Here is a 24,543-nt window from a genome sequence, read left to right as displayed (position 1 = left end):
GAATTCCTGCCCTACATTTTGCTGGAAACACAAGTCGTACCGACGCGCTCATGACAATCAAAGGCCCGGGGCCTGGCGGGCGCGCGCTCCCCCACCCCGCGCCCGCCGTGCCCCGCGCCCTCAGGCGGCCTTCGCCACCCCTTCCCGGTGGCGACGGATGATCTCGGCGTAGTGGCGTCCCGTGCCCTTGATGGTTCGTTTCTGTGTCGGGTAGTCGACGTGGACGAGGCCGAAGCGCTTGTCGTAGCCGTACGCCCACTCGAAGTTGTCCAGCAGGGACCAGGCGAAGTAGCCGGCCAGCGGGGCGCCCTTGCGGGCGGCGGAGGCGCAGGCGGCGAGGTGTCCCGTCAGGTAGGCCTGGCGCTCCGGGTCGTCGACGGTGCCGTCCGGGCGGACGATGTCTGGGTACGAGGAACCGTTTTCCGTGACGTACAGCCGTCGCGCTCCGTACTCGTCCGTCAGGCGGAGCAGCAGTGTCTCGATGCCGCTCGGGTCGACCTCCCAGTCCATGCCGGTGCGCGCGACGCCGCCGCGGCGGACGGAACGGGCGTGCGGGGCGGGCCCGTCGGGGTCGTCGCTCACCGTGGCCGGGAAGTAGTAGTTCAGGCCCAGCCAGTCCAGCGGCGCGGCGATCGTCGCCAAGTCACCCGGCTGCTGCGGGAGTTCGACTCCGTACACCTGCCGCATGTCGGCCGGGAAGCCGCGGCCGTGTACCGGGTCGAGCCACCAGCGGTTGGTGTGGCCGTCCATGCGGTGGGCGGCGGCGATGTCCTCCGGGCGGTCGGTGGCGGGGTGGACGGTGGAGAGGTTGTTGACGATGCCGATCTCGGCGTGCGGGACCGCGGCCCGGATGGCCTGGACGGCGAGTCCGTGGCCGAGGAGCAGGTGGTAGGAGGCGCGGACCGCCGCTGTCAGGTCCGTGACGCCGGGGGCCATCTTGCCTTCGAGGTGGCCGATCCAGGCCGAGCAGAGGGGTTCGTTCAGGGTGGCCCAGTGGGCGACGCGGTCGCCGAGGCGCTCCGCGACCACCGACGCGTACGCGGCGAAGTGCTCGGCGGTCTCCCGCTCGGGCCAGCCGCCGCGGTCCTGGAGCGCCTGCGGAAGGTCCCAGTGGTAGAGGGTGACGGACGGGGTGATGCCCGCCTCCAGCAGGCCGTCGATCAACTCGTCGTAGAAGCCGAGGCCCTTGGGGTTGACCGGGCCGTCGCCGCCTGGCATCACCCGGGGCCAGGCGATCGACAACCGGTAGGCGTTGGAACCGAGTTGACGCATCAGGCCGATGTCGTCGCGCCAGCGATGGTAGTGGTCGCAGGCGACGTCGCCGTGGTCGTCACCCGCGATCTTTCCGGGAGTGTGCGAGAAGGTGTCCCAGATCGACGGCGAACGGCCGTCCTCCGCCACGGCTCCCTCGATCTGGTACGCCGAGGTGGCGGTTCCCCACAGGAAGTCCTGGGGCAGGGCGGCAAAGTCGATGGTCACTGAAGTCCTCTCGGAATCGGGGTGGTTGCTCACTTCACGGCTCCGGCCGTCAGCCCGGCGACGAGATAGCGCTGGAGCAGCAGGAAGCCGGCCACCACCGGCACGCTGACCACCAGCGAGGCGGCCATGATCTGGTTCCAGTACACGTCGTTGAGGGTGGAGTAGCCCTGGAGTCCGACGGCGAGCGTGCGGGTGGTGTCGTTGGTCATGACGGAGGCGAACAGCACCTCGCCCCAGGCGGTCATGAAGGCGTAGACGGCGACCGCCACGATGCCCGGGATCGCGGCCGGCACGACGATCCGCAAGAGCGCGCCGAGCGGACCGCAGCCGTCCACCAGCGCCGCCTCGTCGAGGTCGCGCGGCACCGAGTCGAAGTATCCGATCAGCATCCAGATGGAGAAGGGGAGGGAGAAGGTCAGATACGTCAGGATCAGGCCGCCGCGCGAGCCGAACAGCGCGATCCCGGTGGCGTTGCCGATGTTGACGTAGAGCAGGAACAGCGGGAGCAGGAAGAGGATGCCGGGAAACATCTGCGTCGACAGCACGGTGACCGTGAAGACCCGTTTGCCGCGGAACTCGTAACGGCTTACCGCGTAGGCGCTGAACACGGCGATCACCACGGAGCAGACCGTGGCCGCGCCCGCCACGACCAGCGAGTTCACGAAGTACCTGGCCAGCGGGACCGTCGACCAGATGTCGATGTACGGGCGGATCGTCAGTCCGCTGGGCAGCCAGCGGAACTCGCCCGTGACGTCGGCAAGGGGTTTCAGCGAGCTGGAGACCATCACGTACACCGGCAGCAGCACGAAGCCGGTGAGCAGGGTGAGGAAGATCCGTCGCGACCAGAGAAACGAACCCGGTGGTGACATGGGGGAGTCACCGCGCATGTGAGGCCCTCCGTCCGCGCGAGGTGGCGGCCAGGTAGACGCCCGTCACGGCCAGCAGGAAGAGCAGCAGCAGGACGGACATCGCCGAACCCGTGCCGAAGTTCCAGGTCACGAAGGAGGCCTGGTAGATGTGGACCGAGATGAGATCCGCGGCCTCCGGAGCGGCCCTGCCGAACAGGACGAACGGCGTGTTGAAGTCGTTGAACGTCCAGAGGAACAGGACGAGCACCAGGACCTGGTTGACCGGCCCCAGGGACGGAAGGGTGATCCGGCGGATCTGCTGCCACATGCCCGCGCCGTCCAGCGCGGCCGCCTCGTACAGCTCGCCGGGGATGTTCTGCAGGCCGGCCATCACGATGAGGAAGGCGAACGGCCATCCCTTCCACACCGACACGGTGAGCAACGCGTAGAAACTGTTGTCGCCGATCAGCCAGAAGGAAGGCTTGTCGGTGAGGTGCAGCTGGTCGTGCAGGACATGGTTCACCAGGCCGTTGTCGTGCTGGAACATGAAGACCCAGGTGATCACGGCCGCGTAGACCGGCAGGGCGTACGGCACCAGGAACACCGCTCTCAGCAGCCCGCGGCCGCGGAAGGTGTCCTGCATGAAGATCGCCGCAGCGGTGCCGATGAGCCAGCACAGACCCACCGAGAGCAGGGTGAAGCCGACGGTGACGAGGAAGGAGTGCAGCAGCGCCTCGCCGACGGGGGCGTCGAAGTCCACCGACACCCGGTAGTTGTCGAGGCCGGACCAGGGCGCCGTGCCCCAGTCACGGATGTAGAACTGGGTGAGCTCCTTGAAGCTCATCACGATGCCGATCACCATGGGCACGAGATGCACGAGGAGTTCGAGGACGAGAGCGGGCAGGAGCAGCAGGTAGGGCAGTCCGATGCGGCGGATCCGGCCGGGACGCGGGCGCGGGGCCCGGCCGGTGTCAGGGTCTGCGCGAGGCTTTCCGACCTCGGCTGTGGTGGTCGTCTGGCTCACTTCGTCCGGCTCACTTCGTCGGCATCTGCTGCTGGGCCTTGGCGAGCTTGGCCTTCACCGACTCGGTGGTCACCGGACGGCCGGCTGCCGCGTCGGCGAACAGTTCCTTGACGGCCGTGCCGATCGTCGTCTCGAACTGCGACTCGTCGGCGACCTGCGGCAGCGCCGCGGCGCTCTTGGCGAGGGTGTCCTTCAGGACCGCGTTCGCCGGGGAGGCGAACCCGGCGTCCGACTGCGCGGAGGCGACGGGCGGGATGGTGCTGTAGGCCTTGTTGAGGATCTTCTGCTCCTCGTCGCCGGTCATGAACTTCACGAACTCGGTGGCGCCGTCGAGGTTGTCGGTGTTCTTGAAGACCGCCAGGTTGATGCCCGCGACCATCGAGTTGACCTGCGCGCCGGTGCCGGGGGTGCCGGACTGCACGGGCACCGGGGCGATGCCGTACTTGTCCTCGCTCATGCCCTGGGACTTGAGGTTGGCGGACGCGCTCTGCCACAGGAGCATCGCCGTCCTGCCCTTGGCGAAGTCGCTCACGGACTGGTTCTGCGCGTACTCGGCGTTGCCCTGCGGGATCGCCTTGTCCTTCGCCATCAGGTCGACGTACTGCTTGACCGCCGAGACCGCACCGTCGGACGTGAAGTCGGGCTTTCCGTCGGCGGTGAAGAAGTCGGCGCCGTGCTGCTTGGCGAAGACGAAGACGTGATGGACGTTTTCCGAGACGTTCGCGCCCTCGGCGCCCAGGACCTGCTTGCCCTTCGCCTGGATCTTCTTGCCGTCAGCCACCAACTCAGCCCAGGTGGCGGGTGGTTGGGCTATGCCCGCGTCGGCGAAGATCTGCTTGTTGTAGTACAGGGCGTAGGCCATCGAGTACAGCGGCACCGCGGCCGGGTCCTTGCCCTGTGCTCCGGTCGAGCCGAGCGCAGATTCGACGAAACGGTTTCTGCCGCCGATCTTCGCGAGGTTCCCCTCGTCCCAGGGCAGCAGCGCACCCGTCGCCTGGAGCGAGGCCGACCAGGTGTTGCCGATGTTGAGGACGTCGGGGCCCTGACCGGACGTGGTCGCCGTGAGGATCCGGTTGAGCAGGTCCGACCAGGGGACGACCTCCAGCTTCACCTTGATCCCGGTCTGCTTCTCGAACTTGTCGAGTTCCGGCTGGAGGACCTTCTTGTCCACCTCGATGCTCGCGCCCTGGTTCGAGGCCCAGTACGTGAGGGTCTTCGGCGAGTCGTTGGAGCCTTCGCCGTCCGTCGAGGTGCCGCCGCCACAGGCCGTGGCCGCGAGGGCGAGTGACATGACGACGGCGCCTGTGGCCGCGGCTCGGATGGTGCGCATGGGTCGGCTCCCGGTGTCATCAGGACTTAATTTAGGACGTGAGTTAAACCTCGGAAAAGGGCCGCGTCAAGTGTTCCGGCACAGTCCGGGGAACTCCGGTCCCACCACTTGACGCGCACGTTCGGGTAGTTGAAGCATTCAGCGCTGAGAGAGCGCTCTCAACCCAGCGACCGTTCACTTCCTTAAATCAGCCGTTCACTTGGAGCGGCCTGGACCGAGGAGAGCCGCCCATGCCCCACACTCCGTCGCCACGGAATCCCGCCGTGCGCCGCAGAACAGTCCTCGCCGCAGCCGCCACGGCCGCGGCAGCCCCCGCCCTCGCCGGACTCGCCGCCGCGCCGGCCTCCGCCGCCTCGCGCGCAAGGCGGTTGCGCGCCCTTCCGGGCGGCGGCGACCTCGGCCCGAACGTCCTCGTCTTCGACCCGTCGACCCCGGACATCCAGGCCCGGCTGGACGCGGTGTTCCGGCAGCAGGAGTCGGCCCAGTTCGGCACCGGACGCTACGCGTTGCTGTTCCGGCCCGGCACCTACCACGGCCTCAACGCCCAACTCGGCTTCTACACCTCGATCGCCGGCCTCGGCCTCTCCCCCGACGACACGACCATCAACGGGGACGTGACCGTCGACGCGGGCTGGTTCGGCGGCAACGCCACGCAGAACTTCTGGCGTTCGGCGGAGAACCTCGCGCTCGTCCCGGTCAGCGGCACCAACCGGTGGGCCGTCGCGCAGGCCGCCCCCTTCCGCCGGATGCACATCCGCGGCGGCCTCAACCTCGCCCCGTCCGGCTACGGTTGGGCCAGCGGCGGATACATCGCCGACAGCCGCATCGACGGCGAGATCGGCCCGTACTCGCAGCAGCAGTGGTACACCCGGGACAGCGCGATCGGCGGCTGGCTCAACGGCGTCTGGAACATGGTGTTCTCGGGGGTCGAGGGCGCCCCCGCCCAGAGTTTCCCCGACCCGCCTTACACCACGCTCGACAGGACCCCGGTCTCGCGTGAGAAGCCGTTCCTGTACGTCGACGGAGGCGGCGCCTTCCGCGTCTTCCTGCCCGCCAAGCGCACCGCCGCGCGCGGGGTCTCCTGGGGCAACGGCACACCGCGCGGCAGCTCGCTGCCCCTGTCCCGGTTCTACGTCGCCAAGCCCGGCGTCTCCGCCGCCACGCTCAACCAGGCGCTCGCGCAGGGTCTGAACCTGCTGCTGACGCCGGGGATCTACCACCTCGACCGGCCGATCCAGGTGAACCGCGCCGACACCGTCGTGCTGGGCCTGGGTTACGCCACCCTCATCCCGGACAACGGCGTCACCGCGCTGAAGGTGGCCGACGTCGACGGGGTCCGGCTGGCGGGCTTCCTCGTCGACGCCGGTCCGGTCAACTCCCGGGTCCTGCTGGAAGTCGGCCCGTCCGGCGCGTCGCGCGACCACTCCGCCAACCCCACCACCGTCCAGGACGTGTTCGTCCGGATCGGCGGGGCGGGCGCCGGCAGGGCCACCACCAGCATGGTGATCAACAACCGGCACACGATCGTCGACCACACCTGGGTCTGGCGCGCCGACCACGGCGAGGGCGTCGGCTGGGAGACCAACCGGGCCGACTACGGCGTCGTCGTCAACGGCCACGACGTGCTGGCCACGGGCCTGTTCGTGGAGCACTTCAACAAGTACGACGTGCAGTGGAACGGCCAGCGCGGCCGCACGATCTTCTTCCAGAACGAGAAGGCCTACGACGCGCCGAACCAGGCGGCGATCCAGAACGGCTCGGTAAAGGGTTACGCCGCCTACAAGGTGGGCGCCCACGTCACCGCGCACGAGGGCTGGGGTCTGGGCAGCTACTGCTACTACAACGTCGACCCGACGATCGTCCAGCACCACGGCTTCGCCGCCCCGAACGTACCGGGCGTGAAGTTCCACGGCCTGCTGGTGGTCTCCCTGGGCGGACAGGGCCAGTACGAGCACGTCGTCAACGACCTCGGGGCGCCGACCTCCGGTACGTCGACGGTGCCCTCGACCGTGGTGTCGTATCCCTGACCCGCCCGTGCGGCGTCGACGACCCTGACGGGACACGGCCTGCGCCGCACACACCGCAGGGGTGACCTGCGCCGTCGGTTCGTGCCACGAACGTCAGGTGTCCGTGGCACGAACCGTCAAGGCGGCCCCCTGGGCCTACGACCTCGCGGGAAGGCGTGGGCCTACCGCGTCGTCGCCACCGCCGGCGCCGGGGCGTACCCCGTCGGCCGGGCCGAGAAGGTGCCGCGGCCCTGGGTCCGGCTGCGCAGCCGGGTCGCGTAGCCGAACAGTTCGGCCAGCGGCACGGTGGCGGTGACCACCGCCGACCCGCCCCGCACAGCCGAGTCGGTGACCCGCCCGCGCCGTGCCGCCAGGTCGCCGAGGACCCCGCCGACGGCGTCCTCGGCAACGGTCACCGTGACCTCGACGACCGGTTCCAGCACGACCATCGCACAGCCGCGCAGGGCTTCCCGCAGCCCGAGCCGACCGGCCGTGCGGAAGGCCGTCTCGGAGGAGTCCTTCACATGGGTCGCCCCGTCGGTGAGGGTGACCCGCAGCCCGGTGACCGGATGCCCGCCCACGGGACCTTCGGCGAGGGCGTCCCGGCACCCGGCCTCCACCGCGCGGACGTACTCCTGCGGGACCCGTCCACCGACGACGGCCGAACGGAAGGTGAAACCGGTTTCAGCACCGTTTCCCGCTTCCTCCGCGCCGAGCGGCTCGACGTCGAGCACGATCTGCGCGAACTGCCCTGCCCCACCGTCCTGTTTGACATGCCGGAAGAGCAGGCCGGACACCCCGCGGGCGACCGTCTCGCGGTAGGTCACCCTCGGACGGCCCACGTTGACCTCCAGGGCGAGGCTGCGCCTGATCTTCTCCACCGCCACCTCCAGGTGCAGTTCCCCCATGCCCGACAGCACCGTCTGACCGGTCTCCGGGTCGGTCCGGACGACCAGCGAGGGGTCCTCCTCGGCCAGCCGGGCAAGCGCCGAGACCAGCCGGTCGGCGTCGGTGCCGGCGCGTGCCTCGACCGCCACGGAGACGACCGGGTCGGCGACCCCCGGCGGTTCGAGCACGAGGGGCGCCCCCGGCGCGCTCAGCGTCGAACCCGCACGGGCCGACTTCAGCCCGATCACGGCCACGATGTCCCCGGCGACCGCGCGCTCCAGCTGTGCGTGCCGGTCGGCCTGCACACGCAGGATCCGGCCGATCCGCTCGACACGCCGCGCGCCGGACTCCCATACCGCGTCTCCTTTCTCGATCGTGCCCGAGTACACCCGCAGATAGGTGAGCCGGCCCGTGGGGGTCGCGGTGACCTTGAACGCGAGCGCCGCGAACGGTGCGGCGGGGTCGGCGGGCCGTTGTTCGCCTACGGCATCCTGCATACGGTCGACACTCTTCCGCTGGCGGACGGCGGTTTCGTGCATACCGTGGACGGTGCCGTGCATACCGTGGACGGTGCCGTGCATACCGTCGGCAGCGTCACGCATACCGACCTTGGTATTTCGCATACCGGCGGCGCCACCCGGCATACCGCATACCGGCGGCACGTCCGACGGCGACGGCAGATAGGCGACGACGGCGTCGAGCAGCGGCTCGATCCCGCGGTTGCGGTAGGCCGAGCCGCACAGCACGACCACGGCGTCGCCCGTCCGGGTCAGCTCGCGCAGAGCACCGGAGAGGGTCTCGACGCAGAGTGTCTCCCGGTCGCAGAACTCCTCCAGCGCGGCCGGGTGCCGCTCCGCCACGGCCTCCTCCAGCAGCCGGCGCCGGCGCAGTGCCTCCTCCCGAAGGCCCTCCGGCACGACGTCCTCGACCGCCGTCTCGCCGCCGTCGCTCCAGGTCAGCGCCCGCATGCGCAGCAGGTCGACGACGCCGGTGAAGCCGTCCTCCGTGCCGATCGGCAGTTGCACGACCAGCGGGACCGGATGGAGCCGTTCCCGGATCGACGCCACCGCGGCATCGAGGTCGGCGCCGACCCGGTCCAGCTTGTTGACGAACGCGATCCTCGGGACGCCGTGCCGGTCGGCCTGCCGCCACACGGACTCGCTCTGCGGTTCCACGCCCGCGACGGCGTCGAACACCGCCACCGCCCCGTCGAGCACCCGCAGGGATCGCTCCACCTCGTCGGCGAAGTCGACGTGCCCGGGGGTGTCGATCAGGTTGATGCGGTGACCGTCCCAGTCGCAGCTGACGGCCGCGGCGAAGATGGTGATGCCTCGGTCGCGCTCCTGGGGGTCGAAGTCGGTGATGGTCGTGCCGTCGTGGACCTCGCCGCGCTTGTGCGTGGTCCCGGTGGCGTACAGGATCCGCTCCGTGACGGTGGTCTTGCCGGCGTCGACGTGAGCGAGGATGCCCAGGTTGCGCACAGCGGAGAGGGGACGGTCGAGGTGGTTGCGCACGGCCCTTGGCCTTTCGGGGTGTTTCCGAGAACGGGCAGCGCGATTTCCGGACGTACGTCGGGACACGTGGTGGACGTGTTGATGCGCACACTCTGATGTTCCGTCAGAAACGGGACATCAAGGGCGCATTGTCGAACTCGGACGTTCGTCAGGACATCCGGTGCCGGCCGCGCAGCGAGCACCGGACGGACGGAGACACGAGGATCACCTCGTAGCGGGAGCGGGGAGCGACGACAGCGGTGTGGTCACGCATGGCCGGGCTCCCCTCGTTCGTCTCGGTACCGCGCCGCCCGTGTCGTGGGCCGCGCTCGGTTCTGGGGAGTGTAGGGGTGAACGGGCCCGCGCCGCAGGCGATTTATCGCGCCCTCCCCCCGGCCGTGCGGGCGCGGCTCCGCCTCCCGGCGTGAGGGGAGCGCGCCCGTAGGTCACGCGGGCGTGGCCTGCGTCGCCGTGTAGAACTGCCTGCGCACCCGGCGCAGCCAGGCGTCGGCCGCCCTCTCGTCGGGCTGTTCGGGCAGGACGCTGCGCGTCTCGGCGAACGCCTCCTCGAAGCCCCGCAGCAGCGGCAGCGCGGCTTCGGGATCGGCCGCGACCTGCTCACCGAACGTGTGGTAGCTCTCGGGATCGTCGACGCGGATCGTCAACCGGCCGGTGGCATAGAGCTCGTGGCCCTGGGTGCACAGTCGCTTCAGGTGACGGGCGTGCTTGGCGGTCCGTTTCCGGGTTTCCTCGGCGAGGGGGCCTTGGCTGCGGTTCTGCAGCCTCCTGAACTGCTGTGTGGCGTAGCCGAGATAGGCATCCCTGACCCGGCCGGCGCTGAGCAACGTCGCACGAACGTCGATGAGTTCGTCGCCCAGGGGCGTCCGCACCTCGTACAACTCGTCGGGCAGCCAGACGAGTTCCATCACGGTCGGGTTGCCGCCGAGGGCGAGTCGGCACCACTTCGCGGCCTCGTGCAGGGTGCGGTCGGGTGCCGTGCTGACGTGCGACTCCTTCGGCTGGCGCAGGCCGTGCAGATCCTCGGTGGGGGCGGCGAACATGCCGAGGCGGTCCACGTCGGAGCCTTCGTGGGCGAGCCCGTAGGCGGTCGAGCCGACGATTGCGGACAGCAGGAGGTTGGTGACGGTCACAGGAGCCCCCGGTCGTTCCCTGGTGGTGATCACCTGCCCCCGTGGCCGGGCGGCAGAACCGCCATGATGCCCCGGCTCCGGCCCGGCCCACCTCGTATTTTCCGGCCGGACTGGCTGCTCCGCCCGCGCTCGGCCCGGCGCCCCCCTCCCGCCGGCCGCTTCACCCGTACGGATCAGTGCGCTGGTCGAGCGGCCCGGCCGGTGGTGCCGTGTAGGGGCAGAGGCAGCACCACAAGAGCCCACAGGGTGCCCGGGAAGCACCCAGGTCGACGAGAGGAATCCCTCGGGAACCCGCCGGGGCGCGCCCACGCGGGGACCGGCCCCGCCCCGCCCCGTCCCCGAACCGTCCTCAGGAGGTATCCGTGACCAGCCCTCGCCTGTCGTCCCGCCCGTCCACCCCACCCCGTCCCGCCGGGCCGTCGGGTCCGGCCGGGCCGACGCGTCCCGGTCGTCCGGTCCGTGTGCTGGCCGTCGCCCTGGCCGTCGGAACGCTGCTGGCCGCGGCGGCCTGCTCCGACGACGGGGACGACAGCGCGTCGACCGACGCGAGCACCGCTGCCTCGTCCGCCGGCGGACGGACCGCCACCGCGTCCCCCAGCATCACGCCGCTCACCTCGGCCGGCGCGCAGACGGCGCTGATCACCGCGGGAGACCTCGAGGACAACTGGACGCAGGTCAAGACCGCGGCCGGCTGGCGGAACCGGATGCTCATCGGCACGGTCGACGCGGCGCAGTTCCTCACCGGCAAGACACAGGCCGCCGACTGCCAGCGCCTGCTCGACGGGCTCTACGACGAGGACCTCCTGGGGCCCCCGCCCGGCCCGTCGGCCCTCACCGGCTTCACCGAGGGCGACTCCCGGCTGCTCTACCAGGTCGCCGCCTACCAACCGGCCTCCCTGGACCAGTCGTTCGACTGGCTCAAGACCCTGCCGACCGCGTGCGACCAGTTCAACGCGGTCGCCTCCGACGGCTCCACCCGCACCGTGCAGGTCGTCGAGGCCTCCCTGCCCGAGTCGGGCGACGCCCGGCAGGGCGTCACCGTGACGGTGGCGGGCCCCTCCGGCGGCACCCCGGTCACCCTCACCATGGACGTCGCGGTCGTACGGGTCGGGGACGACGCGATCACGGTCACCAACGGCGGCACCGACGGAGCGGACCACGACAGCACCGAGGACGCGGTCAGCCACGGCACCACACGGCTCAAGGACGTACGGGAAGGCCGCACACCGGCGCCGGAGCCCAGCGAGTTCGACTGAGCGCGCCGGTTCGGCCGGACGTGCCCTCGCTGCTCCGGGCCTCCTTCCCCGCCTCTGCACCATGTGACATATTACTGACGTGACCAAGCGACCGAGCGGTGACGTCGTGGTCGTCGGCGCCGGAATGGTGGGCGCCGCCTGCGCGCTGTACGCGGCCCGTGCCGGACTGGACGTGATCCTGGTCGACCGCGGGCCGGTGGCCGGCGGCACGACCGGCGCGGGCGAGGGCAACCTCCTCGTCTCCGACAAGGAGCCCGGACCCGAGCTCCGGCTCGCTCTGCTGTCGGCCCGGTTGTGGGGCGAGCTGGCGCAAGAACTGGGCGCGGCCGTCGAGTACGAGCCCAAGGGCGGTCTCGTCGTCGCCGCCACGCCCGCGTCGCTCACCGCCCTCGCGGAGCTGGCGGCCGGTCAGCGCGCGGCGGGGGTGTCGGCGGTTCACGTACGGACGGATCAACTCCACGAGCTGGAGCCGTATTTGGCGCACGGTCTCGCGGGCGGGGTGCTGTACCCGCAGGACGCCCAGGTGATGCCCGCCCTGGCCGCGGCCCACCTCGTGCGGGCCTCGGGCACACGTCTTCAGACGGGTCGCACGGTGCTAGGGGTACTGCGCGACTCCGCCGGCGCCGTGCGGGGCGTACGTACCGACCGGGGCGACATCCTCGCGCCGGCCGTGGTGAACGCGGCCGGGACCTGGGGGTCCGAGGTCGCCGCACTGGCGGGGGTCCGGCTGCCCGTACTCCCCCGCCGCGGCTTCGTCCTGGTCACCGAGCCGCTGCCGCGCCGGGTACGGCACAAGGTGTACGCCGCCGACTACGTGGCCGACGTGGCGAGCGGCTCCGCCGCCCTGCAGACCTCGCCGGTCGTCGAGGGAACCGCCGCCGGGCCCGTGCTGATCGGCGCGAGCCGTGAACGGGTCGGTTTCGACCGGTCCTTCTCGCTGCCGGTCGTACGCGCCCTGGCGGCGGGCGCGACACGCCTGTTCCCGTTCCTGGAACACGTCCGGGCGATGCGCGCCTACCTCGGCTTCCGCCCCTACCTGCCCGACCATCTGCCTGCCGTCGGGCCCGACCCCCGTGTGCCCGGACTGTTCCACGCCTGCGGGCACGAGGGCGCGGGCATCGGGCTCGCCACCGGCACCGGACACCTCATCGCGCAGACGCTCACCGGCAGACGCCCGGAGCTGGACCTGACACCGTTTCGCCCCGACCGCTTCGACCGTCCCGGCCACCTCGACCGCTTCGACGAGGAGGCCGCGCCATGGACCCCGTGAAGCTGACCCGCGCCCGCCCCGGCGCTCCGTTCACCGTGACCTTCGACGGCCGGGAGATCGAGGCGTTGCCCGGTCAGACGATCGCCGCCGCACTGTGGGCGTCCGGCGTCACGGCCTGGCGCACCACGCGGGGCGAGGGACGTGCGCGCGGGGTCTTCTGCGGGATCGGCGTGTGCTTCGACTGTCTGGTGACCGTCGACGGCCGCCCCGGCCTACGGGCCTGCCTGGTGGCGGCGGCGCCGGGCGCGGACGTCCGTACGCAGGTGGGGACGGGCCACGAGGAAGCGGGTCACGAGGGGGCGGGGCCCCGATGACCGCGTATCGCCCGGTACTGGCGGTGATCGGCGCGGGCCCGGCCGGCCTCGCCGCCGCCCTGGCAGCCGCTGCCCGTGGCGTGCGCGTGGTCCTGATCGACTCCGCCGCCGAGGCGGGCGGACAGTTCTACCGGCAGCCCGCGCACGGACTCGGCGCGCGGCGGCCACAGGCCCTCCATCACCAGTGGCGCACCTGGGAGCGACTGCGTGCCGGGCTCGGGACCCACCTCGCCGCCGACCGCATCACGCACCTGAGTGACCGTCATGTGTGGTGCGTGGAAAGGCGATCGGCCGGGTTTACCGTGCACGCGTTGGTCGGTCCTGAGCAGGAGGAGTCCGTCGCGGTGCGCGCCGACGGGGTGTTGCTGGCGACCGGCGGCTACGAGAAGGTCCTGCCGTTCCCCGGCTGGACGCTGCCCGGCGTGGTCACCGCGGGCGGCGCCCAGGCGCTGCTGAAGGGCGGGCTCGTACTGCCGGGCCGTACGGCCGTCGTAGCGGGCACGGGGCCCCTGCTGCTTCCCGTCGCCACCGGCCTCGCGGCTGCGGGCGCCCAGGTCGTCGCCCTGGTGGAGTCGGCCGGGCCGAGGGACTTCACCCGTCGGGCGCGGACCTGGTCCGGTGCTCCCGCGAAGCTCGCCGAGGGAGCCTTGTACGCGGCGCAACTCCTGCGACATCGGGTTGCGGTGATGGTCCGTCATGCCGTGCTGGAGGCGCACGGGATCGATCGCCTGGCGTCCGTCACCCTCGCCGCGCTGGACTCGGAAGGCCGACCGGTACCCGGCACGGAACGACGTATCGTCTGCGACACCCTCGCCGTGGGCCACGGTCTGCTGCCGCACACCGACCTCGCGGAGGGGCTCGGCTGCCGGCTGGACGGATCGGGCGTGTGGGTCGACGACGAACAGCGCACGGATGTCCCCGGCGTCTGGGCCGCCGGTGAGACCACGGGCATCGGCGGCTCGACGCTGTCGCTCGCCGAGGGGCACATCGCCGGACGGTCGGCGGCGGCCAGGCTGGCGGGCACGGTCCCCGACCCGCGGGAGTGGGCCGCCGCCGCACGGGCCCGCACCAGGCTGCGGTCGTTCTTCGCGGCACTGGACGCCGCGTATGCCGCCCGGACCGTCCGGTGGACGGAGCAGGTCACCGACGAGACGGTCGTGTGCCGCTGCGAGGAGGTGACCGCCGGCGCCGTCCGCGAGGCCGTCGGCACGCTCGGCGCGGGTGACCTGCGCACCGTCAAACTTCTGACCCGGGCCGGCATGGGCTGGTGCCAGGGCCGCATGTGCGAGCCCGCAGTGGCCGGCGTCGCGGGCTGCGCCCTCACTCCGGCACGACGGTTGCCGGCCCGCCCCGTGCCCCTGGGTGTGCTGGCCGCTCCGGCCGACCCCCCGGCACCTCAGTGACATGTCACACGGCACATCCGGAAGGGATGACTCACCGTATGCCCCACTCCTCCGCCCCCGCCTCTTCCCCTGCTCCCGTCAGCTCTCCTCACCGCCCCTGGCGTGGTGTTTTCGTCGCCACCGCGCTCCCGCTCCGCGAGGACCTCCGCGTCGACTACGACCGGTACGCCGAGCACTGCGCGTGGCTGGTGGCGAACGGCTGTGACGGCGTCGTCCCCAACGGCTCGCTGGGCGAGTACCAGGTGCTCACGCCCGAGGAACGCGCCACGGTGGTGGAGACCGCGGTGGCCGCGATCGGCGGGGAGCGGGTCATGCCCGGCGTCGCCGCCTACGGCTCCGCGGAGGCCCGCCGTTGGACCGAGCAGGCGGCCGAGGCGGGCTGCTCGGCGGTGATGCTGCTCCCGCCCAACGCCTACCGCGCGGACGAGCGTGCCGTCGTGGCCCACTACGCGGCGGTCGCCGCGGCGGGCCTGCCGGTCGTGGCGTACAACAACCCGATCGACACCAAGGTCGACCTCGTCCCCGAACTGCTGGCCCGGCTGCACGGCGAGGGGTACATCCAAGGCGTCAAGGAGTTCTCGGGCGACGTCCGCCGCGCCTACCGCATCGCCGAACTCTCGCCGGATCTGGACCTGTTGATCGGTGCGGACGATGTGCTGCTGGAACTGGCCGTGGCGGGCGCCAAGGGGTGGGTGGCCGGTTACCCCAACGCACTGCCGAAGTCCTCGGTGGAGCTGTACCGGGCGGCCGTCGCCGGTGATCTCACCACCGCGCTCCCCCTCTACCGCCGGCTTCACCCGCTGCTGCGCTGGGACTCGCGGGTGGAGTTCGTCCAGGCGATCAAACTCTCGATGGACGTCGTGGGGCGCCACGGCGGGGGCTGCCGCCCACCACGGGTCCCGCTGGCGCCGGACCACGAAGCGGCCGTCCGCGCGGCCACCGAGAAGGCCGTCGCGGCCGGTCTGGCGTAGTGGCCGAGCCGCTCGGCTCCGGTGCGATGGAAAGCAGTTCGAGAGAGAGTTTGGGGACTTCGTGCGCAGCAAGCTCGTCCTGCACGCCGTCGACTCGCACACCGAGGGCATGCCCACCCGGGTGATCACCGGTGGGATCGGCACCGTGCCCGGCGCGACGATGAACGAGCGGCGGCTCCACTTCCGCGAACACCGCGACGACATCAAGCAGTTGCTGATGAACGAACCGCGGGGCCACTCCGCCATGAGCGGCGCGATCCTCCAGCCCTCCACCCGAGCGGACTGTGACTGGGGCGTCCTCTACATCGAGGTCTCCGGCTATCTGCCGATGTGCGGCCACGGCACGATCGGGGTGGCGACGGTGCTTGTCGAGACGGGCATGGTCGAGGTGGTCGAACCGGTCACCACCATCCGCCTGGACACACCGGCCGGGCCCGTCGTCGCCGAGGTGACGGTCGAGGACGGCGCGGCCACGTCCGTGACCTTGCGCAACGTCCCCTCCTTCGCGGTCGCGCTGGACCGCAGCGCGACGCTGCCCGACGGCCGTACCGTGACGTACGACCTGGCGTACGGCGGCAACTTCTACGCGATCGTGCCGCTGGAGGAGTTCGGGCTGCCCTTCGACCGCGCACGCAAGGACGACATCCTGCGCGCCGGCCTGTCCCTCATGGAGGTGATCAACTCCGAGCAGGAGCCGGTACACCCCGAAGACCCCTCCATCCGCGGCTGCCACCACGTCCACCTGTACGCACCCGGTGCGACCGCCCGTCATTCCCGGCACGCGATGGCGATCCACCCCGGCTGGTTCGACCGCTCGCCCTGCGGTACGGGAACGAGCGCCCGCATGGCACAGCTGCACGCGCGGGGCGAACTGCCCTTGCACACCGAGTTCGTCAACGAGTCCTTCATCGGCACCCGCTTCACGGGCCGGCTCCTCGGCACGACGGAAGTCGCCGGCCGCCCGGCGGTACTGCCCAGTTTCACCGGCCGCGCCTGGATCACCGGGACGGCCCAGTACCTTCTGGACCCGACGGATCCGTTCCCGGCGGGGTTCGTGCTCTGACACCACAGGCATCAGTGAGACGTGACATGGCACAGTGCACTGGTTCAGAGTGACATGGCACAGTCCGCACCGAGGAGACCCACCATGGCCGCCACCCGGCGCACCAGCAGCCAGACACCCGCCGCACCGGCACCGGCACCCGCTTCGGCAACCGCGCCCGCATCGGCAACCGCGCCCGCATCGGCGCCCAGGCTCCCCGTGCTGGGCGGTCGGCGGAGCAGCTACCGCGAGCGGGTGGCCGATGCCCTGCGGGCGGCGCTGATCGCGGGTGAACTGCTGCCCGGCGAGGTGTACTCGGCGCCGGCCCTGGCCGCCCGCTTCGGCGTCTCGGCGACACCCGTGCGCGAGGCGATGCTCGACCTGGCGAAGGAAGGCCTGGTCGATGCCGTCCCGAACAAGGGGTTCCGGGTCACCGAGGTCTCCGACCAGCAGTTGGACGAGTACACCCACGTCCGTGCGCTCATCGAGATCCCCACGGTGGCGGCGCTGGCGACGACCGCCGACCCGGTGTCCCTGGAGGCACTGCGGCCGGCCGCCCGGGAGATCGTCACCGCGGCGGTGGCAGGCGACCTCATCGCCTACGTCGAGGCCGACACCCGGTTCCACCTGGGCCTGCTCGCGCTGGCCGGCAACGCCCATCTCGTCGAGGTCGTCCGCGAACTGCGCGGCCGGGCACGCCTGTACGGTCTGACGGCGCTCTCCGCATCGGGCCGTCTGCTGGCCTCCGCCGAAGAGCACCTGGAGTTGCTGGACGCCCTGCTGTCCCGCGACGAGCGGGCCGCGCGTGCCGTCATGACGCGCCATCTGGGGCATGTGCGGGGGCTGTGGGCCTCCGCTCGCACGTAGCGACTCGCCCCGGAGCGGGCGGCTCGCCCCAGGAAGTCCCCTCTACCCGTCCCCTTTCCTCCCGCCACCTCGGCCCGGGGATCCCGCCTGTGATCCTTGTCGCTGGTGGGCGAAGCGTGGAGAGAGTGCCGTATGGGCATGGAATTGGCCGTACGCGAAAGGATGGTGTCGATTCCGTGGGGGAACGCGTGAGCCTGTGTCTGATCGGTGCGGGTCTGTCCGGGCTGGCCACGGCGCACGCCCTCAAGTCCGAGGGCCTCGACTTCGTCTGCCTCGAGAAGGCATCCGACGTGGGCGGACTCTGGCGGCAGCCGGGGGCCGGCGAGCGCGGTCCGGGCTATCTGTCGCTCCATCTCAACACCAACAAACAGCTGACCGGTTACGCCGACCGTCCGATGCCGTCCGGGTATCCCGTCTACCCCCGGCACAGCCAACTCGCCGCGTACCTGCGCTCCTTCGCCGAGTGGGCCGGCCTGCTGGACCACATCGAGCTGGAGACGACCGTCGAGTCGGTGCGCCGGGCGGCCGACGGCTCCTGGACGGTCGTCAGCCTCGACGCCCGGGGCACGCGCACGTCTCGGGACTTCACCCACGTCATCGTCGCCTCGGGGCACAACACCGAGCCGGTCCTGCCCGCTCCCGTACCGGGTTCCGAGACCTTCAAAGGAACGATTCTCCACGCACTGGACTACCGCGACGGCAGCGACTACACGGGACAGCGGGTCGTCGTCGTGGGGCTCGGGGCCTCGGCCGTGGACATCGCGGCCGACCTCTCCCGGTACGCCGCGCAGACCGTACTCTCCGTGCGCCGAGGCCTGCACATCCTGCCCAAGCAGCTCTTCGGCATCCCCTTGGACGACGTCGCCGAGGCCCCGTGGTGGACGGCCATGTCCCTGGCGGAGCAACGCCGGTTCATCGAGCAGGCCCTGCTCGTCGCCCGCGGCAAGCTCTCGGACTACGGCCTGCCCGAGCCGGACCACCCGGTCTTCGCCTCGGCCGTGACCATCTCCGACGAGATCCTCACCCGCATACGCCACGGTGGGGTCGTCCCCAAGCCCGCGATCGACTTCGTCGACGACGGCCGGGTGGTCTTCACCGACGGCACATCCGTGCCCGCCGACGCGATCGTGTACTGCACCGGGTACCGGATGGCCCATCCCTTCCTGCCGCCCGACTGCCCCATCGGCCCGCAGGGCTCGGTCGAGCTGTACAAGCGGGTGGTCGCGCCCGGCCATCCCGGTCTGCACTTCGTCGGCCTGGTCCGCCCGCACGGCTCCATCACCCGGCTCGTCGAGGCCCAGGCGCGCTGGGTCGCCCGGATCGTCGCCGGCAAGGCGCCCCTGCCGGAGCCGGACGTCATGCGCAAGGAGATCGCCACGTATCTGGGGGGCATCGCCGGCCAGTACGGCCAGACGCAGGGCGCGTCGATCCAAGTCGATGTGGCGCCCTACCTGGAGGAACTGCGCAACGAGTGATGAACCGTCAGTGACGGTGGGAGCCACGCACCGGATCGGATGACGGTCCGGTGCGTTCGCGAGGCCGCCCGGGCGGTCTGGGCGGCTCACGTGTGCACTTCTCGTGGGACGAGGGGAGCGGTTCGACATCGTCGGCGTACGGCTCCCCCCGAGGTGCTGTTCCGCGGGTGCTGTTGTACGGCTGATGCTGCGGATGCCGCTGTTCTACGGGCCGGTGTTCTGCAGGTGCTGTGCTACCGGTCGCCGGCAGTCCGTGGACGGCATGGGTCCGCGGGCTGCGGCGACTATCTTCCGGTCACGGCCGCCGCGTCAGGCAGAGAGGCGGTGCAAGCGCCAGGAGATGAAGCGGTGGACAGGGCGACGGCGGACAGGGGAAGGACGGGGAGCGCAGTCGTCGGCGGCCGGACCTCGTAAGCCTCCGAGGAGAGATAGGTCATGACCCGGGGCGGACGGCCCTGCTGATGGGCCAGGCCCAGGTACGCGACCAGTCCCACACCGTCCTCCGGCCGCCGCGAGGTGACGGCGGCCGAGGCGCGCAGCACCGGTGCCGGGTCGATGCCGTAGTGGCCGAGCAGCGCCTTCGCCCGGTCCAGTGCCTCACCGTCGTCGCGGGCATGGTCCCGCACCGGGATATAGAGGGTGAATCCGCTCGGCTGACCGGTCCCCGTGTCGGTGAAGGCGTGGCAGGTCTGGACGGGCCGGCGCACGAGCCGCGGTTCCCCTCCTCCCCCGGCCCCCTCCCCGGCTCGGGCGCCCACCACGCCTGCGGGGCCGGCGGAGTCGACATCGGTGTCGGGCCCGGCCACGATGCGGAAGAACTCCTCGATCTCCGCACGGCCGGGTCCGCCGTCCATACGGGACAGCGTGTACGCCTGCGCGGCCGACAGGTCGTGATGCGCCAGGTAGACCTTGACCCGAGGCTCCGTCCAGTCGCCCAGGTCCAGGGCGAAGAACAGGTGGCGGTCGCCTTCGGGCAGCGCGTCGAACGCCTCCCGGTGCCCGAGTCGTCTCAGCGCCTTCCGTACGGTTCTGGCGGCACGTTTCTGCCCGGATGCGGCGGGGTTCAGATAGGCCTTGACCTTGGGGACTCCACCGGGGCGCAGCTCCAGCGCGCACCACAGCGCCAGGGGGCCTTCGGGTGAGGCCGGGAAGAACAGGTCGGCAAGCTCGTCGAGCGGGTCGGTGGTGAAGCCCCAGCGCCGCCCCATCTCGCGCAGCACCCGCAGGCCGGTGCGACCGTTTTCGATCAGGTTGCCGGCGCCGGCTCCCGGCTCCAGCAGGACCCGCAGGACCGGCGCCGCGTCCGGTTCGCAGGAGAGCGAGAACTCCACCGGGGTGTGGTCGTCGGAGAGGAAGCTGAGGCTGGGCGGCGGCAGGTCCAGGGGCCGCTGCGCGACGGTACCCAGGGCCTCGACGAGTGTGCGCGCGTAGATCTCGCAGTCGGCTCCGGACAGCCCCGCGATCTCGCCCAGCCTCAGCAGCTGACGTGCCGCGTGACCGCCGAGCGTCTGTGAACCCTGAGCGACCGCAGTGTCCGGAGCCTCGGGACCGACGGCGGTCATCGGGCCTCTCCTCGGGGGATGAGGCGGGCAAGAAGATACCCGCCTTGCGAGGCGGGTATCAGGGGGTGCACGACGGTCGGACGGTGTCTCAAAACGGCGTCGGTGGATATGTGGTCCACGACACCTCCTCTGGTGTGTGAGCAACACGGAATGCCGCGTTCCTCCCTACCCCTGAGGTTGAATCGTCATGCAGTGGTGAAGAGTTGACGGGTGTTGCGTGAATCACCTCGTCAGCCAGTTGAGGAACTGGCTCCACACACCCCCGCGTTCACCCCTGCCACCCGTCGCGGTCGGCTCCTGACGCAGGGGTGCTTCCTTGCGCGCCGGGGCGGGCCTGTGCGCGATCTGCACCGGGGTGAACTTGGCGGGCAGCACGGTGAGACCCCGGTTGAAGGGACCAGGCCGCCAGGTCAGGCTCTCCGACGGTACGGCGAGTCCGACGTCCGGAAGCTTGTTGAGCAGGTTCTCGATGGCCGTCACGGTGATCTGCCGGGCCGGCTCCTTGGACGGGCAGGCGTGCGGGCCCGCGCTCCACGCCAGGTGGGCGCGGTTGCTGCCCGCCTTGCGGGCCGCCGTCAGGGCCGGGCCGGTGTTGGCCGCGGCGAAACTGACCAGCAGGAGGTCGCCGGCGTGCAGCTTCTGACCGGCGAACTCCATGTCGGCCGCCGGATAGTGCGGCGCGAGGTTCTGCATGGGCGGGTTCTCCCACAGCGTGTCGTCGATCGCCTCGTCGATCAGACCGCCTTGATCGGCGTACGCGTCGTGGGTGAGCAGCCGGTGCAGGGTGTTGCCGATGAGGTTGCGCAGCGGCTCGTTGCCCGCCACCAGCAGGAGCGCGATCTGGTGGACCAACTCCTCGTCGGTGAGCTTGGACTGATGTTCCATCAGCCAGGAGGGCACGTCGTCGCCAGGCTTGGCACGCTTGAGGGCCACCAGTTCACCGATGGCGCCGAACATGACCCCGACCGCCTGCTCGGCGTTCACGCCGTCGAACATGCCGGTGATGCCGAACACGACGCGGTCGCCGATGTCAGCGGTACAGCCGAACAGTTCGTTGAACACGAAGAGCGGCAGCTGCTTGGCGTAGTCGCCGAGCAGGTCCGCCGAGCCGCGCGAACCGAACTGCGAGATCAGGTAGTTGGAGACCTGTTCGGTGGTCCGGCTGAGCTTGCGCGTGTCGACGCGCGCCATGCTGTCCGTGATCGCCTGACGGAGCCTCAGGTGCTCCGCGCCGTCACTGAACATGGCGTTGGGCCGGTACGACAGCAGGGGAGCCACCGGACTGTCCGGGGGGACCCGCCCTTCGTTGAGGTCACGCCAGCGGCGCGCGTCCTTGCGGAACGCGCCGGAGTCCTGGAGCAGTTGGAGGGCGACGGCGTAGTCCGTGATGAGGGTCGCCTCGACGCCCGGAGCGAGTTCGACCGGCGCGGTCGGCCCGAAGTGGCGCAGGTAGCTGTAGTACGCCTGCGGGTCGGCGGCGAACTCCATGCCGTGCAAGGGCACTCTGCCGCCGGCCTGGTGCGCCGGGCACCCGGGCGGGGGCACGGGTGCGGTGGGTTGGTCCATGTCTGCTCCTAGTGTGCACGGTCCTGGAGATGGCGGACGAGGGTGATCAGCGCGTCGGCCGACGACCGCTCGTCCCGCGCGTCGCAGGTGACGACGGGGGTGTCGTCGAGGAGGTCCAGTGCGTCGCGCAGAGCCATCTCGTCCCGCAGGGGGGCGCCGGCGAAGTGGTTGACGGCGATGGCGTAGTCGAGTCCGTACTGCTCGATCAGGTCGATCACGGCGAACGAGTCCGCGAGCCGCTCGGGATCCACGAGCACCAGCGCGCCGAGGGCGCCGCGCGCCATGTCCTCCCACATCTGGACGAAACGCTGCTGGCCCGGCGTTCCGAACAGGTACAGCACGACACGGTCGCTGATGGTCAGACGGCCGAAGTCCATGGCGACCGTGGTGGTGGTCTTGCCCTGGACTCCCTTGAGGTCGTCGACCGACTCGGCTGCCCGCGTCATCGTCTCCTCGGTGGTCAGCGGCTCGATCTCGGAGATCGCTCCGATGAACGTGGTCTTGCCGACCGCGAAGTGACCCACGACGAGGATCTTCACCGCCGTCTGCGTCGCCCCGTCACGGACGTAGGCCTGCTCATCCAAACTTGGCCCTGAGACCATTCAGCACCTCCTCCAGGATGTCCCGGTCGGCGAGCGGAGCCCGCTGTACCGGCGGGCGCGTGATGAGGTAGCCGCCTTCGGTGAGGGCGGCGAGGAGGATCTTCACCACGCCCAGAGGCAGTTGGGTGTGCCCGGCGATCTCGGCGACCGACAGGTAGCCGGCCGAGCACAGGTCCAACAGGTTCTGTTCCTCGGGGGACAGCCGGGTCGGCCGCTGCTCGTGATCGGCGGCCGCCGTGACCAGGGTGATGAGGGAGAGCTGCCCCTCGTCGGGCAGCCCGCGCCCCTTGGTGATGACGTACGGACGCACTAATTCCGGCGTCTGCGGCTCGAGTTCGTCGAAGCCGTTCATGACCGCGCGCCGAGGTTCTCGCGCGGCGGTGTCGTCAGCGCCTTGCCGAGCTGGCCGACGAGCTGCTGCATCCGGAAAGTGATGTCCGCCATGTCGACGTCCGGCGAGGCGGAGACACCGAGGTAGGCGCCCTCACCGGCGGAGATCAGGAAGACCCACCCCCCGTCGAACTCGACCAGTGTCTGGCGCCACCCCATCTGCGGGTCCTCGCAGAAGAACGCGAGCGAGCGGCTCAGCGACTGCACACCGCTCATCGCGGCGGCCACCCGGTCCGCGTCGTCCTTGTCGAAGTCCTGCGTCCGGGCCATCAGCAGGCCGTCCGCGGAGATGAGGACTGCATGCAGGGCCCCGGGTATCTCCAAGGCGCTGTCAAGCATCCATGACAGATCGTCGTTCACGAGACCTCATGCCCTTCGCTGCCAGCACCACGGGTGCTGCTCGACTTTTCCGCGGGACTCGCAGGCGTGGCCCGGCCCGACTGGGTGCCCCGCTGGAAGGCGCCCATGATCGCCGCCGTCTCGGCGCCCGAACGGGCGGGAGTGGACGAGGACGCACTGCCGGGCACGATGGCCATGGGCCGCTTGCGACGCCGCTTCGGCAGGCCGTCGGCGGTGGTACTGGTGGAAAGCCCGCCTTCGGGGCCGCTGCGGGCCGTGGCGGCGACGGTGGGAACGACCGGAGCCGGCTCCTTCTGCTCGGGCGCGTTGGTGAGCAGGTCGTGCGGCAGGAGAAGGACCGCCCGGACGCCTCCGTAGGGGGAGGTGGAATCCACCGACACCTCGAAGCCGAAGCGCTCGCTGAGCACACCGATCACCGCGAAACCGAACTGCGGCGGGTTGCCGAGTGCGGAGACACCCGAGACCCGCTGGCTGGACAGGAGTTTGTCGGCACGGGCACGCTCTTCGTCGTTCATACCGACACCCGCGTCGTCCACGACGATGCAAATGCCCTTGGGCACGGTACGAATGTTGATTTCGACGACGGTGTCCGGGCTGGAATAGCTCGTCGCGTTGTCGAGCAGTTCGGCGAGAGCCAGTGCGACCGGTTCGACCGCACGGCTCGTGATGCCGAAGTCGACCTGCGAGAGGATTTCCACCCGCCGGTAATGGCGGACCCTGCCCTGCGCACTGCGTACCACGTCGTACACGGACGCGACATCACGTGCGCGCCCCAGCCAGCCATCGCAGAGAACGGCGATGGACTGGGCCCGACGACCGAACTGCGAGTTCGTGTGGTCGATCTCCAGAAGGTCCTGGAGGATTACCGACTCGCCGTATTTGTTCTGCAGCCGGGAGACAATCAACTGCTGTTCCGCGGCAAGGCCCTGAAGGGTCCGCATCGCGGACTTGAGGACCGTTTTCGTAGCCTCTTCGGCTTGTTCCTGAGCTGCCTCGACGGATTGCGCGTACTCGTTTTCCAACGCGGAGTAGTGAGACCTGAGCCCCGCGATCTCCTGCCTCAAGACACGCGCCGCCCTGCGCTGGCGAACAATGAGGGCGACGGCGGCGAGTACGGCCACGAGGAGAGCCCAGAGTACCGGGTTCTGTATGTAATGCGTCATAAGACTCTCTTCAGGCGACTGACGGCCAGTTGCTGAATTCCCGTCAACGCGGGTGGATCGGCGGACCGCCCGCATTGACGGGT

21 protein-coding genes are annotated in these 24,543 nt (G+C 70.5%); 9 read left to right on the top strand and 12 right to left on the bottom strand.

Going from position 1 to position 24,543, the window contains the following annotated elements:
• Positions 1-120: 120 nt before the first annotated feature.
• The 4 genes from QQM72_RS12435 to QQM72_RS12420 are packed head-to-tail and all read right to left on the bottom strand — an operon-like array spanning position 121 to position 4,681.
• The gene (locus QQM72_RS12435) at positions 121-1,479 is read right to left on the bottom strand and encodes a GH1 family beta-glucosidase (RefSeq protein ID WP_314220902.1); all 1,359 of its coding nucleotides are present in this window, start codon (positions 1,477-1,479) and stop codon (positions 121-123) included.
• 29 nt (positions 1,480-1,508) lie between these two features.
• Positions 1,509-2,348: a carbohydrate ABC transporter permease gene (locus QQM72_RS12430; RefSeq protein WP_314221087.1), complete on the bottom strand. Its 840-nt coding sequence runs from the start codon at positions 2,346-2,348 to the stop codon at positions 1,509-1,511.
• Positions 2,349-2,355: 7 nt separating this feature from the next.
• Positions 2,356-3,351, bottom strand: coding sequence for a carbohydrate ABC transporter permease (locus tag QQM72_RS12425; RefSeq protein WP_314220901.1), 996 nt, complete (start codon positions 3,349-3,351; stop codon positions 2,356-2,358).
• 10 nt (positions 3,352-3,361) lie between these two features.
• A complete protein-coding gene (locus tag QQM72_RS12420) occupies positions 3,362-4,681 on the bottom strand; it encodes an ABC transporter substrate-binding protein (RefSeq protein WP_314220900.1) in 1,320 nt (439 codons plus the stop codon).
• Between the two features lie 230 nt (positions 4,682-4,911).
• Between QQM72_RS12420 and QQM72_RS12415 the strand changes: the two genes are divergently transcribed.
• Complete coding sequence (locus QQM72_RS12415; RefSeq protein ID WP_314220899.1) at positions 4,912-6,708, top strand: coagulation factor 5/8 type domain-containing protein; 1,797 nt, start codon at positions 4,912-4,914, stop codon at positions 6,706-6,708.
• A gap of 161 nt (positions 6,709-6,869) precedes the next feature.
• On the opposite strand, the gene QQM72_RS12410 is transcribed toward QQM72_RS12415, so the two are convergent.
• Positions 6,870-9,089 (bottom strand): elongation factor G, encoded by a 2,220-nt coding sequence (locus QQM72_RS12410; protein WP_314220898.1) that lies wholly within the window; start codon positions 9,087-9,089, stop codon positions 6,870-6,872.
• A gap of 425 nt (positions 9,090-9,514) precedes the next feature.
• Entirely contained in the window at positions 9,515-10,219 is a 705-nt protein-coding gene (locus tag QQM72_RS12405) for a nucleotidyltransferase domain-containing protein (RefSeq protein WP_314220897.1), read from the bottom strand.
• Positions 10,220-10,680: 461 nt separating this feature from the next.
• Between QQM72_RS12405 and QQM72_RS12400 the strand changes: the two genes are divergently transcribed.
• The 8 genes from QQM72_RS12400 to QQM72_RS12365 all read left to right on the top strand — a co-directional run bounded on the left by QQM72_RS12400 (position 10,681) and on the right by QQM72_RS12365 (position 18,817).
• Positions 10,681-11,475, top strand: coding sequence for a hypothetical protein (locus QQM72_RS12400; RefSeq protein WP_314221086.1), 795 nt, complete (start codon positions 10,681-10,683; stop codon positions 11,473-11,475).
• 79 nt (positions 11,476-11,554) lie between these two features.
• A complete protein-coding gene (locus QQM72_RS12395) occupies positions 11,555-12,745 on the top strand; it encodes an NAD(P)/FAD-dependent oxidoreductase (protein ID WP_314220896.1) in 1,191 nt (396 codons plus the stop codon).
• Positions 12,733-13,059 (top strand): (2Fe-2S)-binding protein, encoded by a 327-nt coding sequence (locus QQM72_RS12390; protein WP_314220895.1) that lies wholly within the window; start codon positions 12,733-12,735, stop codon positions 13,057-13,059. The genes QQM72_RS12395 and QQM72_RS12390 overlap by 13 nt, the downstream gene beginning before the upstream one ends.
• Positions 13,056-14,462, top strand: coding sequence for an FAD-dependent oxidoreductase (locus QQM72_RS12385; protein ID WP_314220894.1), 1,407 nt, complete (start codon positions 13,056-13,058; stop codon positions 14,460-14,462). Before QQM72_RS12390 ends, QQM72_RS12385 begins: the two co-directional genes overlap by 4 nt.
• A 38-nt stretch (positions 14,463-14,500) precedes the next feature.
• On the top strand, positions 14,501-15,433 hold the full coding sequence (locus QQM72_RS12380) for a dihydrodipicolinate synthase family protein (RefSeq protein ID WP_314220893.1): 933 nt from the start codon (positions 14,501-14,503) through the stop codon (positions 15,431-15,433).
• 61 nt (positions 15,434-15,494) lie between these two features.
• Complete coding sequence (locus QQM72_RS12375) at positions 15,495-16,496, top strand: proline racemase family protein (protein ID WP_314220892.1); 1,002 nt, start codon at positions 15,495-15,497, stop codon at positions 16,494-16,496.
• Positions 16,497-16,580: 84 nt separating this feature from the next.
• Positions 16,581-17,342 (top strand): GntR family transcriptional regulator, encoded by a 762-nt coding sequence (locus QQM72_RS12370; RefSeq protein ID WP_314220891.1) that lies wholly within the window; start codon positions 16,581-16,583, stop codon positions 17,340-17,342.
• Positions 17,343-17,530: 188 nt separating this feature from the next.
• Positions 17,531-18,817 (top strand): flavin-containing monooxygenase, encoded by a 1,287-nt coding sequence (locus tag QQM72_RS12365; protein ID WP_314221085.1) that lies wholly within the window; start codon positions 17,531-17,533, stop codon positions 18,815-18,817.
• A 284-nt stretch (positions 18,818-19,101) separates the two neighbouring features.
• Here the strand turns inward: QQM72_RS12365 and QQM72_RS12360 are convergent, their stop codons facing one another.
• From QQM72_RS12360 to QQM72_RS12335, 6 genes are all read right to left on the bottom strand, one after another.
• The gene (locus QQM72_RS12360) at positions 19,102-20,379 is read right to left on the bottom strand and encodes a tryptophan dimethylallyltransferase family protein (protein WP_314220890.1); all 1,278 of its coding nucleotides are present in this window, start codon (positions 20,377-20,379) and stop codon (positions 19,102-19,104) included.
• Between the two features lie 222 nt (positions 20,380-20,601).
• Entirely contained in the window at positions 20,602-21,945 is a 1,344-nt protein-coding gene (locus tag QQM72_RS12355; RefSeq protein ID WP_314220889.1) for a cytochrome P450, read from the bottom strand.
• A gap of 8 nt (positions 21,946-21,953) precedes the next feature.
• The gene (locus tag QQM72_RS12350) at positions 21,954-22,547 is read right to left on the bottom strand and encodes a GTP-binding protein (protein ID WP_314220888.1); all 594 of its coding nucleotides are present in this window, start codon (positions 22,545-22,547) and stop codon (positions 21,954-21,956) included.
• On the bottom strand, positions 22,522-22,899 hold the full coding sequence (locus tag QQM72_RS12345; RefSeq protein WP_020125672.1) for a DUF742 domain-containing protein: 378 nt from the start codon (positions 22,897-22,899) through the stop codon (positions 22,522-22,524). Before QQM72_RS12345 ends, QQM72_RS12350 begins: the two co-directional genes overlap by 26 nt.
• Positions 22,896-23,297, bottom strand: a complete 402-nt coding sequence (locus QQM72_RS12340; protein WP_020125671.1) for a roadblock/LC7 domain-containing protein — start codon at positions 23,295-23,297, stop codon at positions 22,896-22,898. Before QQM72_RS12340 ends, QQM72_RS12345 begins: the two co-directional genes overlap by 4 nt.
• Complete coding sequence (locus QQM72_RS12335; protein ID WP_314220887.1) at positions 23,294-24,460, bottom strand: ATP-binding protein; 1,167 nt, start codon at positions 24,458-24,460, stop codon at positions 23,294-23,296. The genes QQM72_RS12340 and QQM72_RS12335 overlap by 4 nt, the downstream gene beginning before the upstream one ends.
• Positions 24,461-24,543 lie beyond the last annotated feature (83 nt).

The organism is Streptomyces zaehneri, from assembly GCF_032248645.1.
Taxonomy (GTDB): domain Bacteria; phylum Actinomycetota; class Actinomycetes; order Streptomycetales; family Streptomycetaceae; genus Streptomyces; species Streptomyces coriariae.
The sequence above is the reverse complement of the archived record's forward strand: the minus strand, read 5'-3'. Positions and strand labels throughout refer to the sequence as shown.

Excerpts from the sequence above, each read along its gene's own strand:
- QQM72_RS12380 (WP_314220893.1), top strand. The coding sequence starts at position 14,501 with ATGCCCCACTCCTCCGCCCCCGCCTCTTCCCCTGCTCCCGTCAGCTCT.
- QQM72_RS12390 (WP_314220895.1), top strand. The coding sequence starts at position 12,733 with ATGGACCCCGTGAAGCTGACCCGCGCCCGCCCCGGCGCTCCGTTCACC.
- QQM72_RS12345 (WP_020125672.1), bottom strand. The coding sequence starts at position 22,899 with ATGAACGGCTTCGACGAACTCGAGCCGCAGACGCCGGAATTAGTGCGT.
- QQM72_RS12360 (WP_314220890.1), bottom strand. The coding sequence starts at position 20,379 with ATGACCGCCGTCGGTCCCGAGGCTCCGGACACTGCGGTCGCTCAGGGT.
- QQM72_RS12355 (WP_314220889.1), bottom strand. The coding sequence starts at position 21,945 with ATGGACCAACCCACCGCACCCGTGCCCCCGCCCGGGTGCCCGGCGCAC.
- QQM72_RS12430 (WP_314221087.1), bottom strand. The coding sequence starts at position 2,348 with ATGTCACCACCGGGTTCGTTTCTCTGGTCGCGACGGATCTTCCTCACC.
- QQM72_RS12370 (WP_314220891.1), top strand. The coding sequence starts at position 16,581 with ATGGCCGCCACCCGGCGCACCAGCAGCCAGACACCCGCCGCACCGGCA.
- QQM72_RS12420 (WP_314220900.1), bottom strand. The coding sequence starts at position 4,681 with ATGCGCACCATCCGAGCCGCGGCCACAGGCGCCGTCGTCATGTCACTC.
- QQM72_RS12415 (WP_314220899.1), top strand. The coding sequence starts at position 4,912 with ATGCCCCACACTCCGTCGCCACGGAATCCCGCCGTGCGCCGCAGAACA.
- QQM72_RS12350 (WP_314220888.1), bottom strand. The coding sequence starts at position 22,547 with ATGGTCTCAGGGCCAAGTTTGGATGAGCAGGCCTACGTCCGTGACGGG.
- QQM72_RS12335 (WP_314220887.1), bottom strand. The coding sequence starts at position 24,460 with ATGACGCATTACATACAGAACCCGGTACTCTGGGCTCTCCTCGTGGCC.
- QQM72_RS12385 (WP_314220894.1), top strand. The coding sequence starts at position 13,056 with ATGACCGCGTATCGCCCGGTACTGGCGGTGATCGGCGCGGGCCCGGCC.